Here is a 15,728-nt window from a genome sequence, read left to right on the forward strand (position 1 = left end):
CCGGCCGGCCGCACACCACGAGGCGCCCCGGCCCACCGGCCGGGGCGCCTCGTGCGTACCGGACCGGGGGCCGCCCGCCTACCGCCGCCCATCACCCGATCCGCTGAAATCCCCTCACAGCACGCCCACATGGCGCACGCTCGGTACACGCTGGCTCACAGAACGTCACACGCACAGCGTCACCCACCCGGAAGGCAGCACCGACCGATGACCGGTACCGGCACACCCCCGCAACAGCCCGAGCAGCCCCTGGACCTGATCGGCATCGGCATCGGCCCCAGCAACCTCTCCCTCGCCGCCCTCGCCCACGGCGTCCCCGGAGGCCTCGCCACCGCCTTCTACGAGCAGCGCCCCGCCTTCGAGTGGCACCCCGGCCTCCTCATCGAGGGCACCACCCTCCAGGCCCCCTTCCTCGCCGACCTGGTGACCCTCGCCGACCCGACCAGCCCCTGGTCGTTCCTCAACTACCTCCGCGGCCGCGACCGCCTCTTCCCCTTCTATTTCGCCCAGCGCCTCCACACCCACCGCGCCGAGTACGACGCCTACTGCCGCTGGGTCGCCGACCACCTGCCCGGGCTGCACTTCGGGCACCAGGTCGACTCCGTCCGCTGGAACGCCGAGCTGGACCTCTTCGAGGTCGACTACACCCAGCTCGACGCCGACGGCGAGGCGGAGGCCCTGGGCCGCGTCCACACCCGCCACATCGCTCTCGGCGTCGGCACCGAGCCGTACGTCCCCGAGCCCCTCAAGCCCCTCGTCGAGGCGCCCGCCGTCCCCGTCCTGCACTCCGCGGACTACCTCGCCCACCGCGAACGGCTGCTGGCGGCGGACCACGTGACGGTCATCGGCTCCGGCCAGTCCGGCGCCGAGGTCTTCCTCGACCTCCTGCGCACCCGGCCCCCGGGCCGCGAGAAGATCCACTGGCTCACGCGCAGTGAGGCCTTCGCCCCCGCGGAACACTCCAAGCTGGGCCTCGAACACTTCACTCCGGACTACAGCCGCTACTTCCAGGCCCTGCCCGAGCACGTACGCAACGACCTCGTCCCGCAGCAGTGGCAGCTGCACCGCGCCATCGACGCCGGCACGATCGCCGCCATCCACGACGAGTTGTACCGCCGCACCCTCCACGGCGGCTGGCCCGACGCCGTCCTCACCCCCGGCGTCCGCGTCCGCACCGCGGGCCGCCTCGCCACCACCAAGGTGGAGCTGCACCTGGAGCACCTCCAGCAGGGCACCCGCTCCCGCCTCACCACCGACGCCGTCGTCCTCGCCACCGGCTACCGCGAGCGCCCCCTGCACCGCGTGCTCGCCGCGCTCGACCCCTACATGCGCCGCGACTCCAAGGAGCGCCCCCGCATCGACGACCACCACCGCCTGGTCCTCGACCCGTCCGTCACCGGCTCCGTCTACGTCCAGAACGCCGAGACCCACACCCACGGCGTCGGCGCCCCCGGCCACGGCCTGACCGCCTGGCGCAGCGCCACCGTCCTCAACCACCTCACCGGCAAGCAGCCCTACCCCCTGCCGGACCGCACCGCCTTCACCAGCTTCGGCCTGGAGCGGCGTGAGCCCCCGCGGATCCCCACCCAGGGACGGACGCTCACGCCGCTCGAACAGCAGGTCTGAACCCACCGGCGGGCTCAGAACACCGGCACGCCCTCACGGGTCAGCCGCCAGCCCACCGACGCGAACTCGGCCGGGTCCAGCGCGCCCTTCGCCTGCACCCACTGGATGATCGTGTTACGGATCTCGTCCGAGTTCGCCCACAGCTGCTTCGCCGACGCGACGTGCGGGAACGCGCCGCCGCCGTTCGCCCGGTAGTTGTTCACGGCCAGCACGAACTCGGCGGCCGGGTCGACCGGAGCGCCCCCGAACGACAGGTTCACGATCCGCGAGCCCACCGGCTGCGCGATGTCGATGTCGTACGTCAGGCCGTACACCGCGTCGTAGTTGTAGTCCGGCGTGCCGTCCGCGTTCGTCAGCTTCGCGGTGTCCACGGCGGCGTCCTTCGGCGTGCGCACGTAGTACTTCGCCGAGTACTCCAGGTACTCCTTCAGCTGGGCGCCGGTCATCAGCCGGGCCTCCAGCGTGTTCTCGAACGGGTACAGCCCCGCCGCGTCCCGGATCGTGATCTTTCCGGCCGGGATGGCCGCGGTCCGCGAGAAGCACGAGGCCTGCGAAAGGACCGGCAGCGCGGCGTACGCCCCGCCCGCCAGGGCCGTCTTCACGGTCTCCGCCTGCACGTGGTTGATCAGGTCGATGATCGGCTCGTCCCGCCACGGCGCCTGCGCGGTCGACATGACGACCGGCGACGTGCCGATGACCTGGTTGACGTACGCCACGACCTTCTCGTGCTCGTCGGCGAGGAGCTTCACGATCTCCGGGTCCTCCTCGACGGTGTTCGAGTTCAGCACCTGCGCGCCGACCTTCTCGACCACCCAGCGGCCCTTCGACCACACCACGTCGATGTCGAACAGCGTCAGCCGCTGCCCCCACTTCAGCGGCTCCGACAGCACGACCTCCTTGCCGGTCTGCTTGTTCGCCACCCGGTACTCGGGGATCTCCGTGTGGGCGTGGCCCACCAGGATCGCGTCGATGCCCGGCACCTGCTCGGCCACCAACGCCGCCGCGTTCTCGATGTACGGCAGCTGGTCCCCGTACGAGGAGGTGCCGCTGGAACCGGAGTGCGCGGAGACGATCACGACGTCGGCGCCCATGGAGCGGAGCTTCGGCACCCAGTGCGCCGCCTGCTCCTCCAGGCCCGGGAACACCATCTTCCCGGCGACGTTCGCCTTGTCCCAGATGGCGATGCCCGGGTTCGTCAGGCCGAGCACGGCCACCCGCACGTCCCGCCCGCAGGGCGTCCGCAGACGGTGCATGCTGTACGGCGGGAAGGCCGGCCGCAGCGTCTTCGCGTCCAGCGCGTTGGCGCCGAGCAGCGGGAAGTCGCACTGCTCCTCGAACTTCCGCAGGACCGGGATGCCGTAGTTGAACTCGTGGTTGCCGAGGGCCGCCGCGTCGTAGCCGATGGCGTTCATGGCCTGAGCCATCGGGTGGACCGGCCCGGCCTCCGCGGTGATCGGGTCGACCTTGGCGTAGTAGTAGGACAGCTGGGTGCCCTGGATCGTGTCACCCGCGTCGATCAGCAGCGTGTTGCGCGGGCCGCGCTCCGCGCGGACCTGGTTCACGAGCGTGGAGATCTTCGCCAGGCCGACGTCGTTGTGGGCCTTGTCGTCGAACTCCCGGTTCGTGAAGTAGTCCCAGTTGAAGACGTTGCCGTGCAGGTCGGTCGTACCCATCACGGTGAAGGAGTAGCGCTTGGGCGCCCTGGCCGCCTCCGGCGCCACGGCGGCTGCCGGTGTGGCCGCCGCCACTCCACCGGCCACGGCCACACCGGCACCAACGGCGGCGGACCGCCCCAGAAAACCCCTACGGTTGAGCGCCATCGAATCTCCCTCGCTCCGTTCGCACAACGCGCGTAGACATAACGCGCGTAGATTCTGGCCCAGCCGCCTCGCCCCCGAACAGTCCCACCAGGTTTCGATCTGGTGACCACGTGCCAAAGACTCCCCATGGCCACCCCCACACCCGAGGCACCCCACATCACCGTCCGCGGCGAGGCGCGTGTCGAGGCCGAGCCCGAGACCGCCCGCATCGGCGTCACGCTCACCGCGCGCGGTACCGACCGCCGGGCCACCCTCGACGACCTCACCCGCCGCAACGACGCGGCCCTCGCTCTCATCCAGCAGTACGACGAAGCCGTCGAAAGCCTGGAAACCGGGGCGTTCTCCCTCACTCCCGAACTGACCCGGCGCAACAGGGGCGAACGCGTCCACGCCTACCACGGCACCGTCCACCTCGCCGCCACCCTCCACGACTTCACCGCGCTCGGCGAACTCACCACCCGCCTCGCCGACCTCGACCTCACTCGCGTCGACGGCCCCTGGTGGGCCCTGCGCCCCACCTCGCCGGCCTACGCCCGGGCCCGCAGGGAGGCCGTCGAGGACGCCGTCCAGCGCGCCCGCACCTACGCCCGCGCGCTCGGCACCGACCTCGACGCCCTGCTGGAACTCAACGACACCGCCGCCGACATGCCCGTCCCCTTCGGCGGCGCCGCGCCCCGCATGGCCTTCGCCGCCGAGGCCGCCGAGGCCGCGCCGCCCCTCGCCCTCGAACCGCAGCGCCAGACCGTCGTCGCGCACATCGACGCCCGCTTCACGCTGCACCCGCCGACCCTCTGACACATGCTCATCGGAGCGCCCCACTGCACACTTCAACACTTGTCAACACCCCTGTATGAAAGGGGCGTTGGCCGTCGTCCACAGCCCGACTTCTACCGGCCGGTAAGCCATAGGCTCGCCCCATGCGCCGAGCCAAAATCGTCTGCACCCTGGGCCCAGCCACCCATACATACGACCAGATCAAGGCACTCGTCGAAGCGGGCATGGACATCGCCCGCCTCAACCTCAGCCACGGCAGCTACGCCGACCACGAGGAACGGTACGCACGCGTACGCAAGGCCGCCGAGGAGACGGGCCGCAGTGTGGGCGTCCTCGCCGACCTTCAAGGCCCGAAGATCCGCCTCGGCCGCTTCCGCGAAGGTCCCGTACTGCTTGAACGCGGCGACACCTTCACCATCACCACCGAGCCCACCGAGGGCGACCGCCACCACTGCGGCACGACGTACGCCGGCCTCGCCGCCGACGTCACCCCCGGCGAGCGCGTCCTCGTCGACGACGGCCGCGTCGCCCTCCGGGTCACCGAGGTCGACGGCCCCCGTGTCCGCACCACCGTCCTCGAAGGCGGCATGGTCTCCGACAACAAGGGCCTCAACCTCCCCGGCGTCGCCGTCTCGGTGCCCGCGCTCTCCGAGAAGGACGTCGAGGACCTCCGCTGGGCGCTGCGCACCGGCGCCGACATCATCGCCCTGTCGTTCGTCCGCAGCGGCCGGGACGTCGAGGACGTCCACCGCGTGATGGACGAGGAGGGCCGCCGCGTCCCCGTCATCGCCAAGATCGAGAAGCCCCAGGCCGTCAGCGCCGTCGACGACATCGTCGCCGCCTTCGACGGGATCATGGTCGCCCGTGGCGACCTCGGCGTCGAGATGCCCCTCGAACAGGTCCCGATCGTCCAGAAGCGCGCCATCAAGCTCGCCAGGCGCAACGCCAAGCCGGTCATCGTGGCCACCCAGATGCTCGACTCGATGATCGACAACTCCCGGCCCACCCGCGCCGAGGCCAGCGACGTCGCCAACGCCGTCATCGACGGCACCGACGCCGTCATGCTCTCCGGCGAGACGAGCGTCGGCCGCTACCCGATGGAGACGGTCCGCACCATGAGCCGGATCGTCGAGGCGGCCGAGGAGGACGTGCTCGCCAAGGGGCTGCCCCCGCTGACCGACCGCAACAAGCCCCGGACGCAGGGAGGCGCCGTCGCCCGCGCGGCCGCCGAGATGGGCGACTTCCTGGGCGCCAAGTTCCTGGTGGCCTTCACGCAGTCCGGGGACACCGCCCGCCGCCTCAGCCGCTACCGCTCGCCGATCCCGCTGCTCGCCTTCACGCCGGACCCCGCGACGCGCTCCCAGCTCAACCTGACGTGGGGCGTCGAGACCTTCCTGGGTCCGCACGTGGAGTCCACGGACGCGATGGTCGCCCAGGTGGACGACCACCTGCTGAAGATCGGGCGCTGTCAGAAGGGGGACATCGTGATCATCACGGCCGGTTCCCCGCCGGGTGTCCCGGGCTCCACGAACCTGGTCCGCGTCCACCACATCGGCGACCCGGTGCGCTAGCGACCGCTTCGATCACGCTGACGGCGCCGTAAGGGGTGACCTTGGAATCCCCGAAAAAGTACCCCGGGTGGGATTCGAACCCACGCTATATGGTGTTTGAGACCATTGCCTCTACCGCTGGGCTACCGGGCATCCTTCGAAACGAAGGTCGGCTGAGACCCTGTTGGCTCCTACCTTACAGGAGCTGGGTAGGCTCATGGGGAGCTATGCCTGTCCCCAACGAGGAGCCTCCTTGACCGCCCCCGAGTCGCCCCAGCAGCCCGTCGCCGACGACGACAAGTCGCACGTCCCGCCGCTGACGACCCGCGTCGTCATCGCCGAGGACGAGGCCCTCATCCGTCTCGATCTCAAGGAGATGCTGGAGGAGGAGGGCTACACCGTCGTCGGCGAGGCCGGAGACGGCGCCCAGGCCGTCGAGCTCGCCCGGGAGCACCGGCCGGACCTGGTGATCCTGGACGTGAAGATGCCCGTCCTCGACGGCATCTCCGCGGCGGAGAAGATCGCGCAGGAGTCGATCGCGCCCGTCCTCATGCTCACCGCGTTCTCGCAGCGCGACCTGGTGGAGCGGGCGCGGGACGCCGGCGCCATGGCGTACCTCGTGAAGCCGTTCAGCAAGAGCGACGTGGTGCCGGCCATCGAGATGGCCGTCTCCCGCTTCGCGGAGCTGAGGGCGCTGGAGAAGGAGGTCGCGGACCTCGCGCAGCGGCTGGAGACCCGGAAGCTGGTGGACCGCGCGAAGAGCATCCTGCAGACGCAGTACGGGCTGACCGAGCCCGCCGCGTTCCGCTGGATCCAGAAGACCTCCATGGATCGCCGTATGTCGATGCAGCAGGTCGCCGAGGCGGTCATCGAGGACGCCGAGGAGAAGAAGGCGGCGAAGGGCCAGTAACGCAGGGCCCGTTGACCGAAGCGGCCGTCGTACGGCCCGCGTACGGCCCCCGGTGAGGTGGTCAGCTCCGTTCGGAGCGGCTACCGGCCGGGGGTTTCGTGTTTCTTCGCAGCTCAGAGGTGGTTTTCGGTCGTGCCGTCGCTGCTTGCGAAGATCATTTACGGTGCGCCGGGATCCTGTGCATCTTTAGCGGATTGTCCGCTCACCGGTAAGGAGTGTTCTGTTTCCGGCGCATGACCCAGGTCACAGGGCGATCACACATCGCCCGGTCACCTATCGGGAGACCCGAACAGACGATTACATTCCCCGCACACCGCACGGACAAGCGGTGTCATGTGAGGAAGTTGTCGAACTTCCCGCTCACACAAGATCGTTCGGGCGGCTCCAGGGAGTGCGTTGTGCTGAACAAGACCATCGTGAAGCTTGCGATACCGCTGGCTGTGGGCGCTCTGGCGTTGACCGCGTGCAGCTCGGATTCCGGCGGCGGCGGCGACACGCTGAAGATCGCTTTCCAGGGCCCGCTCTCCGGTGACAACGTCGCACTCGGCGAGAACATGCAGAACGGCGTGAAGCTGGCCATCGACCAGGCCAACGCCAAGGGCGACCTGGGCGTGAAGCTGGAATACGTCGCCGCCGACGACCAGGGCCTGCCGGACAAGGCGACCGCCGCGGCGCAGAAGGTCATCGACGACGAGAGCATCGTCGCCGTCGTCGGCCCCGCCTTCTCGGGCCCCACGAACACGTCGTCCCCGCTGTACACCGAGGCCGGCATGGTCACGGTGTCGCCCTCGGCGACCAACCCGACCCTGACCGACCCGAAGAACGGCTTCAAGAGCCTCCTGCGCGGTGTCCCGAACGACAACCAGCAGGGCGCGGCCATGGCGACCTACTACGCCAAGAAGCTGAAGGCCAAGAAGGTCTACCTGATCGACGACAAGACCGACTACGGCACCGGTCTGGCGGGTGTGGCCGAGAAGGGCCTCAAGGACGCCGGCATCCAGGTGGTCCGCAAGGCCGTCCCGCAGAAGACGCCGGACTACAGCGCCACCGCCAAGGACGTCGTCAACTCCAAGGCCGACGCGCTGATCTACGCCGGCTACTACCAGGACGCCGCGCCCTTCGCCAAGAAGCTGAAGGACGCCGGCTACAAGGGTGCGGCCATCTCCGGTGACGGCACCAACGACGCCAAGTTCATCGAGCTGGCGGGCGACGCCTCCGAGGGCTGGTTCCTGACCTGCCCGTGCACCGACGCCACCGTCGAGGCCGGCACGAAGAAGTTCACGGCGGACTACCAGAAGGCGTTCAACCGGGCCCCGGGCACCTACTCGGCCGAGGCCTACGACATCGCCAACATGATCATCGAGCAGATCCGGGCGAAGAAGGGCGACGTCGAGCGCGAGGCGCTGCGCGACGCGCTCGCCAAGGCGACGTACAAGGGCCTCACCAAGTCGTTCTCCTTCGACGAGAACGGTGAGTTCAAGGGCACGGACGTCTACCTGTACCAGGTCAAGGGCGGCAAGATCGGCTACCTGGGCAACGTCAACCAGCTGGCCGGCTGAGGCAGACCGAAGCGGCTCGAAAGCCAGGTGAACGGGGGTCGGGAGGGACAGCTTCTCCCGGCCCCCGTCCCGCACCGGGACCCCTCCCCGGTTCCCGGCCTCCGCTGATCCGCCGATCCACACGTTCCGCCCGCGGGCTGCCCCTCCTGCCACGAGCGCAGTGGTCCCGCCCCGCTCCCACAAGGAAGTCTCTTCCATGTCCCTTCAGGAATTCTGGGACTATCTCGTCCTAGGGGTGATGCTCGGCTCTCTGTACGCCGTCATCGCCATCGGTTACACCCTTGTCTACGGTGTTCTCCAGCTCATCAACTTCGCCCACAGCGAGGTTTTCATGCTGGGCGCCTACGGCAGTCTGATCGTGCTCCAGCTGGTCAATCCGGGGGACACCCCCTCGGCTCTCGCATCGATCGGATTCGTCGCCCTCGCCATGGCCGGCTCGGCCCTTTTCGGCGGAGTCACGGCGTACGGCCTGGAAAAGGTCGCCTATCGGCCGCTGCGCCGGCGCGGCGCACCCCGCCTGATCTTCCTCATCACCGCCATCGGCGCCTCCTTCTTCCTGTACAACCTGGCGGGCAAGCTGTTCGGCCGTGACCCGATGACGCTGCCGGAGATGTACGAGAACAGGAATGTGTTCTCCCTCTTCGGCGCCGGCGTGAACATCACCCAGCTGCTGCAGTTCGTGACGGCCGTCGTCATGATGATCGGCCTCGACCTGCTGGTCACCAAGACCAAGCTGGGCAAGGGAATCCGCGCCGTCGCACAGGACGCGGAAGTCGCCTCGCTCATGGGCGTGGACATCGACCGGGTCATCTCCCGGACCTTCATCATCGGCGGTGTGCTGGGCGGTGTGGCGGGCTTCCTGTTCGCCAACCTCAACCAGGTCTCGTACACGATGGGCTTCATCCCCGGCATCACCGCGTTCGCCGCGGCCGTCGTGGGCGGCATCGGCAACATCCGCGGCGCGATGGCCGGCGGTGTGCTGATCGGTGTGGTGGAGACGATGACGGTGCCGCTGCTCGGCGACGAGTGGCGCAGCGTCTCCGCGATGGTGGTTCTGATTCTCGTGCTGATGTTCCGTCCGATGGGCATCCTCGGCAAGCAAGTGGGGAGGGCGGCATGAGCGCGGTCGATTCCTCGAAGGACATGACGTCCGCGGCGAGCAAGCTGCGTCGTACGGCCTGGTACCAGCAGCCCCGGTTCACCCGGCTCTGGGCGATGGTGGCGCTCGGTGTGCTGCTGGCGCTGGTCACCGGCGAGCAGGGCAACACCCGGGACATCTTCTTCTCGCTCAAGGGCTCGCTGACCGGTGGCGGGCTGTGGATCTGCCTCGCCGTCACCGTCGGCATCTGGGCGGTGCGCGAGTTCGCGGCCGAGCCGGTCAAGGGCCTGGTGGGCATGGCCAAGTCGGGCGTCGGCGGGCCGATGGACGCCGTCCGCACCCGGGTACAGGCCGACCCGCGACTGCGCTGGGGCCTGATCGTGCTGGCCCTGGTGCTGGCGCTGTGGGTGCCGTCGCTGCTCTCGCGGACCTGGCAGACGGTCCTCGTGGACCAGATCGCCATCTTCGCCCTGCTGGCGATCGGCCTGAACGTGGTCATCGGCTGGGCCGGCCTCCTCGACCTGGGCTTCTTCGCCTTCTTCGCGGTGGGCGCCTACTCGACGGCCTTCTGGACGGGCCGCCTCCCGGTCGAACCGCCGGTGGTCCTCAACAACTTCTGGGTCATCCCGATCGCGGTCGTGACCTGTCTGATCACGGGTGTCCTGCTGGGCGCCCCGACCCTGCGGCTGCGCGGTGACTACCTCGCGATCGTGACCCTCGGCTTCCACGAGATCATCTACCTGGTCGCCAAGAACGCGGACGGCATCACGGGCGGTCCGCAGGGCGCCCGGCTCATCCCGGACTTCTCGATCGACTTCGCGGGCATCGACTTCAAGTGGTCCATCAAGCCACTGCCGTACTGGTACCTGCTGGTGTTCTTCATCGTGCTGGTGATCATCCTCTTCTCGCGCCTCGAACACTCCCGCGTGGGCCGTGCCTGGACGGCGATCCGCGAGGACGAGATCGCCGCGGCCGCCAACGGTGTCGACACCGTGCGGTTCAAGCTGATGGCCTTCGCGATCGGCGCGTCGACGTCGGGCGTCGCGGGCGTGATCTTCACCAGCAAGTACGGGTACATCAACCCCGAGGTCTTCCCGCTCCTCCAGTCGATCCTGATCCTCGCGTACGTGATCTTCGGCGGAATGGGATCCATCCCGGGCGTGCTCGCCGGTGCGGCACTGCTGGTGTGGCTGCCCGAGGCGCTGAAGGACTATGTGGACCCGGCGGACCGGTACATGTACCTGGGCGCCCTCCTCGTGATCATGATGATTTACCGCCGCAGGGCATCTGGCCCTCTCGCCGTCGACAGCGCGAGCTGAAGATGGCCGAGGAAGGCATCGGCGACGCCGACGCCATGACCGAGCCGGCGGGAGGCAAGATCTGATGACCACCACCGAAGAGACGACCGCGGCCACCGCGACGGCCGAGGACCTGGTCCTCCGCGCCACCGATGTGACGCTGCGGTTCGGCGGACTGACGGTGCTCGACAAGGTCGACATGTCGATGCGCCGGGGCGAGGTCCTGGCGGTGATCGGCCCCAACGGCGCCGGCAAGACGTCGTTCTTCAACTCGCTGACGGGCGCCTACACCCCGCAGGAGGGGAAGATCCACTTCCTGTCCAAGGACGGCGGGGAGAAGTCGCTCCTGGGCAGCAAGCCGCATCTGGTGAACCGGATCGGTCTGGCCCGGACGTTCCAGAACATCCGGCTGTTCTCGGCGCTCACGGCGCTGGAGAACGTCAAGATCGCGGCGGAGACCCGGCTGAAGGCCGGCCCCGTGTCGATCATGCTGGGCCTGCCCAACGCCCGCAGGGCGGAGCGCGAGAGCGACGAGCGGGCCCACCGGCTGCTGAAGTTCGTCGGCCTGGAGGACAAGCTCAACGAGGTCGCCGGCAGCCTGAGCTACGGCGACCAGCGGAGCCTGGAGATCGCCCGCGCCCTGGCGACGGACCCGAAGGTGCTGCTCCTGGACGAGCCCGCCGCGGGGACGAACCCGACGGAGAAGCTGGAGCTGGAGCACCTGATCCGCCGGATCAACACGGAACTGGGCGTGAGTGTGCTGCTCATCGAGCACGACATGCGCCTGGTGATGTCGGTGGCGGACCGGGTGATGGTCCTCAACTTCGGCAAGAAGATCGCCGAGGGCACCCCGAGCGAGGTCCAGCAGCACCCGGCCGTGATCGAGGCGTACCTGGGCACGTCGGCGGAGGACGCGGACGCGGTCCGCCACGCCATCGACGAACAGCGCGCGGCGGAGGACGAGTCGGAGGCCGAGTCCGGGAACGGGCCGGAGGACGCGCCGGAGGACGTCGCGGAGGACGCCCCGGCGTCGGACGACACGTCGGACGACGAGGCCTCGGGCGACGAGACGTCGGACGACGAGACGCCGGACAACGAGGCCTCGGACGACGAGACGTCGGACGACGACGCGTCGGGCGACGGTGAGTCGGATGCCGTGGCATCGGGCGACTCCGAGCCGGACGGTGACACCTCGGGCGACGACGAGGCCGACACCGACGCCGAAGAGGCCACCGACGCCGCCGAGTCGGAGCCCGAGGCCGAGGCCGAGGCGGACGCCGCCTCGGAGTCGGCCGAGGACGCCGGCGGCGACGCGGCCGACGAGGGCGGCGCCGGTGCCGAGGGCGCCGGGCGGAGCGACGACGAGGAGAGCAGCAAGTGAGCACGACGACAGCGCTGCGCAAGGACTCCGGCGACGGCGGGGCTCCGACGGAGACGTTGCTCGAACTGAAGGGCCTGCACGTGTTCTACGGCGCCATCGAGGCGCTGAAGGGCATCGACCTGACCGTCGGTACGGGCGAGATCGTGGCCCTGCTGGGCGGCAACGGCGCCGGCAAGACGACGACGCTGCGGACGATCTCCGGCATGCTCCAGCCCCGTGAGGGCGAGGTGCTGCTGCGCGGTGAGCGCATCGACGGCATCAAGTCGCACGAGCTGGTGCGGTTCGGGATCGGCCATGTGCCCGAGGGCCGACGGGTCTTCGCGACGATGACGGTCCTGGAGAACCTGGAGATGGGCGCCTACAAGTTCACCTCGGTGGACTCGGGCGACCTGGACCGGGTGTTCACCCTTTTCCCGCGGCTCGCCGAGCGGCGGTCGCAGCAGGCGGGCACCCTGTCCGGCGGCGAGCAGCAGATGCTGGCCATCGGCCGCGCCCTGATGGGCCGGCCGGAGCTGCTGCTGCTGGACGAGCCCTCGATGGGTCTGGCCCCGCTGATCGTGCAGCAGATCTTCGAGATCATCCAGGAGATCAACGACCAGGGCACCACCGTGCTGCTCGTCGAGCAGAACGCGACGCAGGCCCTGGGCCTCGCCAACCGCGGCTACGTCCTGGAGACCGGCTCGGTGGCCATGTCCGGTGCCGCGGACGAGCTGCTGGCCGACACCCGGATCCGGGCGGCGTACCTCGGTGAGGGCGCGGCCTGACCGACTCCGTGAGCCGGCGCCGGGCGTTCCCCTTCGGGGGCGCCCGGCGCCGTGCTGTGCGCGGTGGCGGTCAGCCGGCCGTGGCGGCGGTGCCGGTGACGCCGGCCGCCGGGACGTTGTCCGCGTCCTTCGCGGTGACCTCGCGGAGCATGCAGGTCAGCCGGGCCGTGCAGACCCGCTTGTCCTGCTCGTCGGTGATGACGATCTCGTACGTCGCCGTCGAGCGGCCCCGGTGCACGGGCGTGGCCACCCCGGTGACGAGGCCGGAGCGCACGCCGCGGTGGTGGGTGCAGTTGAGGTCGACGCCGACGGCGATCTTCCGGGAGCCGCCGTGCAGCATGGAGCCGACCGAGCCCAGGGTCTCGGCGAGCACGGCCGACGCGCCGCCGTGCAGGAGGCCGTACGGCTGGGTGTTGCCCTCGACGGGCATGACGCCGACGACGCGGTCCGCCGACGCCTCCAGGATCTGGACGCCCATGCGGTTGCCGAGGTGACCGGCGGAGAAGAGGGCGGGCAGGTCGACGCCGAGCGCGGCGTACTCGTCGATGACCTCCTGCGGGAACTTCACTTCTGTCTGCTCGCCCATGGGGCCCGGCTCCGTTCGTCGTCGTACGGTTGCGTGCTGCTCCTGCCTGAGCGAACGCTTAGGCGGTCGGTGATTGTTCCAGACGCACGATCACCGACTTGCTGGCGGGGGTGTTGCTGATGTCCGCCGTGGAGTCCAGGGGCACGAGGACGTTGGTCTCGGGGTAGTAGGCCGCGGCGCAGCCCCGCGCGGTGGGGTAGTGGACGACGCGGAAGCCGGGCGCCCGCCGCTCGCTGCCGTCGGTCCACTCGCTGACGAGATCGGCGTACGCGCCGTCGGCGAGGCCCAGCTCCCGGGCGTCCTCGGGGTGGACGAGGACGACGCGGCGCCCGTTCCTGATGCCGCGGTAGCGGTCGTCGAGGCCGTAGATGGTGGTGTTGTACTGGTCGTGGGAGCGCAGCGTCTGCAGCAGCAGCCGCCCCTCGGGCACCCTGGGGTACTCCACGGGCGCGGCCGTGAAGTTGGCCTTGCCGGTGGCCGTGGGGAAGCGCCGCTCGTCGCGCGGGCCGTGGGGCAGCGCGAAGCCGCCGGGGCGGGCGATGCGGCTGTTGAAGTCCTCGAAGCCGGGCACCACGCGCGCGATGCGGTCGCGGATCGTGCCGTAGTCCCGCTCGAACTCCTCCCACGGCGTCGTGGACGCGGCGCCGAGCACGGCGCGGGCCATCCGCGCCACGATGGCCGGCTCGGACAGCAGGTGCGGGCCGGCCGGCGCCAGGTTGCCGCGGGAGGCGTGGACGAGGCCCATGGAGTCCTCGACGGTGACGAACTGCTTGCCGCTCGCCTGGACGTCCTTGTCGGTGCGGCCCAGTGTGGGCAGGATCAGCGCGCGCGTGCCCGTGACGACGTGCGACCGGTTGAGCTTGGTCGAGACGTGGACGGTCAGGCGGGCGCGGCGCATCGCGGCCTCGGTGACCTCCGTGTCCGGGGTCGCGCCGACGAAGTTGCCGCCCATGGCGAAGAAGACCTTCGCCTCCCCGTCGCGCAGGGCCTTGATCGCCCGCACCACGTCGTAGCCGTGGTGCCGCGGCGAGGTGATGCCGAACTCCTTGTCGAGGGCGTCGAGGAAGGCGGGGGCGGGCCGCTCGAAGATGCCCATCGTCCGGTCGCCCTGGACGTTGGAGTGACCCCGCACGGGGCAGACGCCGGCGCCGGGACGCCCGACGTTGCCCCGCAGCAGGAGGAAGTTGACCACTTCGCGGATGGTGGGCACGGAGTGCTTGTGCTGGGTGAGGCCCATGGCCCAGCAGACGATGGTGCGCCGCGAGGCGAGGACCATGCGCAGGGCGCGCTCGATCTCGTCGCGGGACAGGCCGGTGGCGGCCAGCGTCTCGTCCCAGTCGGCGGTGCGCGCGGCGGCGGCGAACTCCTCGAAGCCGTGCGTGTGGGTGCGGACGAACTCCTCGTCGACCGCGCCGTCCGTCTCCAGGATCAGCTTGTTGAGGAGGCGGAAGAGCGCCTGGTCGCCGCCGATGCGGATCTGGAGGAACAGGTCCGTCAGGGCCGTCCCCTTGAGCATGCCCATCGGGGTCTGCGGGTTCTTGAACCGCTCCAGGCCCGCCTCGGGGAGCGGGTTGATCGAGAGGATCTTCGCGCCGGCGGCCTTGGCCTTCTCCAGCGCGGACAGCATGCGCGGGTGGTTCGTGCCCGGGTTCTGCCCGGCGACGACGATCAGGTCCGCCCGGTGCAGGTCGTCGAGGGAGACGCTGCCCTTGCCGACGCCGAGGGTCTCGGTCAGCGCCGAGCCCGACGACTCGTGGCACATGTTGGAGCAGTCCGGCAGATTGTTGGTACCGAACTCGCGGGCGAACAGCTGGAGCAGGAACGCCGCCTCGTTGCTGGTGCGGCCCGAGGTGTAGAAGACGGCCTCGTCGGGCGAGCCGAGCGAGGTCAGCTCCTCCGCGATGATCGCGAAGGCCCGCTCCCAGGTGACCGGCTCGTACCGCTCGGCGCCCTCCGACAGGTACATGGGCTCGGTGATACGGCCCTGCTGGCCCAGCCAGTACCCGCTGCGGGTCGCGAGGTCCGCGACCGGGTGGGCGGCGAAGAACCCGGGCGTGACCCGGCGCAGCGTCGCCTCCTCGGCGACGGCCTTCGCCCCGTTCTCGCAGAACTCGGCGACGTGCCGCTTGTCGCCCTCGGGCCAGGCGCAGCCCGGACAGTCGAAGCCGTCCTTCTGGTTGACCTTGAGCAGCGTGCGCGCCGTGCGGACCGCGCCCATCTGCTGGTGGGAGACGCGCAGCGTGTGGGCGACGGCGGGCAGGCCCGCGGCGGCGTGCTGGACGCCGGTCACCTGCGGTGCGTCCTGGACCGGATCGCCTGCGGGCGGCTTGCTGACCATCGCGCTCTCCCTCGAGTCGCTGC

Annotated in this window: 12 protein-coding genes and 1 tRNA gene; 9 read left to right on the forward strand and 4 right to left on the reverse strand. The window is 69.8% G+C overall.

The features are described from left to right. Positions 1-207 precede the first annotated feature (207 nt). Positions 208-1,626: a lysine N(6)-hydroxylase/L-ornithine N(5)-oxygenase family protein gene (locus tag ABEB09_RS25290; protein ID WP_345692204.1), complete on the forward strand. Its 1,419-nt coding sequence runs from the start codon at positions 208-210 to the stop codon at positions 1,624-1,626. Positions 1,627-1,640: 14 nt separating this feature from the next. Here the strand turns inward: ABEB09_RS25290 and ABEB09_RS25295 are convergent, their stop codons facing one another. Next, a complete protein-coding gene (locus ABEB09_RS25295) occupies positions 1,641-3,446 on the reverse strand; it encodes a bifunctional metallophosphatase/5'-nucleotidase (protein ID WP_345692205.1) in 1,806 nt (601 codons plus the stop codon). Between the two features lie 126 nt (positions 3,447-3,572). Here ABEB09_RS25295 and ABEB09_RS25300 point away from each other — a divergent pair, with 126 nt between their 5' ends. Together ABEB09_RS25300 and pyk are read left to right on the forward strand one after the other, a co-directional pair. After that, the gene (locus ABEB09_RS25300) at positions 3,573-4,241 is read left to right on the forward strand and encodes an SIMPL domain-containing protein (RefSeq protein ID WP_345692206.1); all 669 of its coding nucleotides are present in this window, start codon (positions 3,573-3,575) and stop codon (positions 4,239-4,241) included. A gap of 122 nt (positions 4,242-4,363) precedes the next feature. After that, positions 4,364-5,791: a pyruvate kinase gene (pyk, locus tag ABEB09_RS25305; protein ID WP_345692207.1), complete on the forward strand. Its 1,428-nt coding sequence runs from the start codon at positions 4,364-4,366 to the stop codon at positions 5,789-5,791. Positions 5,792-5,850: 59 nt separating this feature from the next. Here the strand turns inward: pyk and ABEB09_RS25310 are convergent. Continuing rightward, a tRNA-Leu gene (locus ABEB09_RS25310) sits at positions 5,851-5,922 on the reverse strand. Between the two features lie 101 nt (positions 5,923-6,023). Here ABEB09_RS25310 and ABEB09_RS25315 point away from each other — a divergent pair. The 6 genes from ABEB09_RS25315 (at position 6,024) to ABEB09_RS25340 (ending at position 12,781) form a co-directional block, all read left to right on the forward strand. Next, positions 6,024-6,680, forward strand: coding sequence for an ANTAR domain-containing response regulator (locus tag ABEB09_RS25315; protein ID WP_345692208.1), 657 nt, complete (start codon positions 6,024-6,026; stop codon positions 6,678-6,680). A 398-nt stretch (positions 6,681-7,078) separates the two neighbouring features. Then, on the forward strand, positions 7,079-8,239 hold the full coding sequence (locus tag ABEB09_RS25320) for a branched-chain amino acid ABC transporter substrate-binding protein (protein ID WP_345692209.1): 1,161 nt from the start codon (positions 7,079-7,081) through the stop codon (positions 8,237-8,239). Between the two features lie 196 nt (positions 8,240-8,435). Continuing rightward, a complete protein-coding gene (locus ABEB09_RS25325; protein WP_345692210.1) occupies positions 8,436-9,359 on the forward strand; it encodes a branched-chain amino acid ABC transporter permease in 924 nt (307 codons plus the stop codon). After that, positions 9,356-10,657 (forward strand): branched-chain amino acid ABC transporter permease, encoded by a 1,302-nt coding sequence (locus ABEB09_RS25330; RefSeq protein ID WP_345692211.1) that lies wholly within the window; start codon positions 9,356-9,358, stop codon positions 10,655-10,657. The genes ABEB09_RS25325 and ABEB09_RS25330 overlap by 4 nt, the downstream gene beginning before the upstream one ends. Before the next feature lie 64 nt (positions 10,658-10,721). Then, a complete protein-coding gene (locus ABEB09_RS35040; RefSeq protein WP_380840099.1) occupies positions 10,722-12,017 on the forward strand; it encodes an ABC transporter ATP-binding protein in 1,296 nt (431 codons plus the stop codon). Continuing rightward, a complete protein-coding gene (locus ABEB09_RS25340) occupies positions 12,014-12,781 on the forward strand; it encodes an ABC transporter ATP-binding protein (protein ID WP_345692212.1) in 768 nt (255 codons plus the stop codon). Before ABEB09_RS35040 ends, ABEB09_RS25340 begins: the two co-directional genes overlap by 4 nt. 70 nt (positions 12,782-12,851) lie before the next feature. Here ABEB09_RS25340 and ABEB09_RS25345 read toward each other — a convergent pair whose 3' ends face one another. Both ABEB09_RS25345 and ABEB09_RS25350 read right to left on the reverse strand, forming a co-directional pair. Beyond that, the gene (locus ABEB09_RS25345) at positions 12,852-13,367 is read right to left on the reverse strand and encodes a PaaI family thioesterase (RefSeq protein WP_345692213.1); all 516 of its coding nucleotides are present in this window, start codon (positions 13,365-13,367) and stop codon (positions 12,852-12,854) included. 58 nt (positions 13,368-13,425) lie between these two features. Next, the gene (locus ABEB09_RS25350; RefSeq protein ID WP_345692214.1) at positions 13,426-15,705 is read right to left on the reverse strand and encodes an FdhF/YdeP family oxidoreductase; all 2,280 of its coding nucleotides are present in this window, start codon (positions 15,703-15,705) and stop codon (positions 13,426-13,428) included. Between the last annotated feature and the right edge of the window lie 23 nt (positions 15,706-15,728).

This window comes from Streptomyces coeruleoprunus, assembly GCF_039542925.1.
Lineage (GTDB): Bacteria > Actinomycetota > Actinomycetes > Streptomycetales > Streptomycetaceae > Streptomyces > Streptomyces coeruleoprunus.

Bases quoted from the DNA above. Each gene is read 5' to 3' on its own strand.
- ABEB09_RS35040 (WP_380840099.1), top strand. From the start codon at position 10,722: ATGACCACCACCGAAGAGACGACCGCGGCCACCGCGACGGCCGAGGAC.
- ABEB09_RS25325 (WP_345692210.1), top strand. From the start codon at position 8,436: ATGTCCCTTCAGGAATTCTGGGACTATCTCGTCCTAGGGGTGATGCTC.
- ABEB09_RS25345 (WP_345692213.1), bottom strand. From the start codon at position 13,367: ATGGGCGAGCAGACAGAAGTGAAGTTCCCGCAGGAGGTCATCGACGAG.
- pyk (WP_345692207.1), top strand. From the start codon at position 4,364: ATGCGCCGAGCCAAAATCGTCTGCACCCTGGGCCCAGCCACCCATACA.
- ABEB09_RS25295 (WP_345692205.1), bottom strand. From the start codon at position 3,446: ATGGCGCTCAACCGTAGGGGTTTTCTGGGGCGGTCCGCCGCCGTTGGT.
- ABEB09_RS25350 (WP_345692214.1), bottom strand. From the start codon at position 15,705: ATGGTCAGCAAGCCGCCCGCAGGCGATCCGGTCCAGGACGCACCGCAG.
- ABEB09_RS25330 (WP_345692211.1), top strand. From the start codon at position 9,356: ATGAGCGCGGTCGATTCCTCGAAGGACATGACGTCCGCGGCGAGCAAG.
- ABEB09_RS25300 (WP_345692206.1), top strand. From the start codon at position 3,573: ATGGCCACCCCCACACCCGAGGCACCCCACATCACCGTCCGCGGCGAG.
- ABEB09_RS25290 (WP_345692204.1), top strand. From the start codon at position 208: ATGACCGGTACCGGCACACCCCCGCAACAGCCCGAGCAGCCCCTGGAC.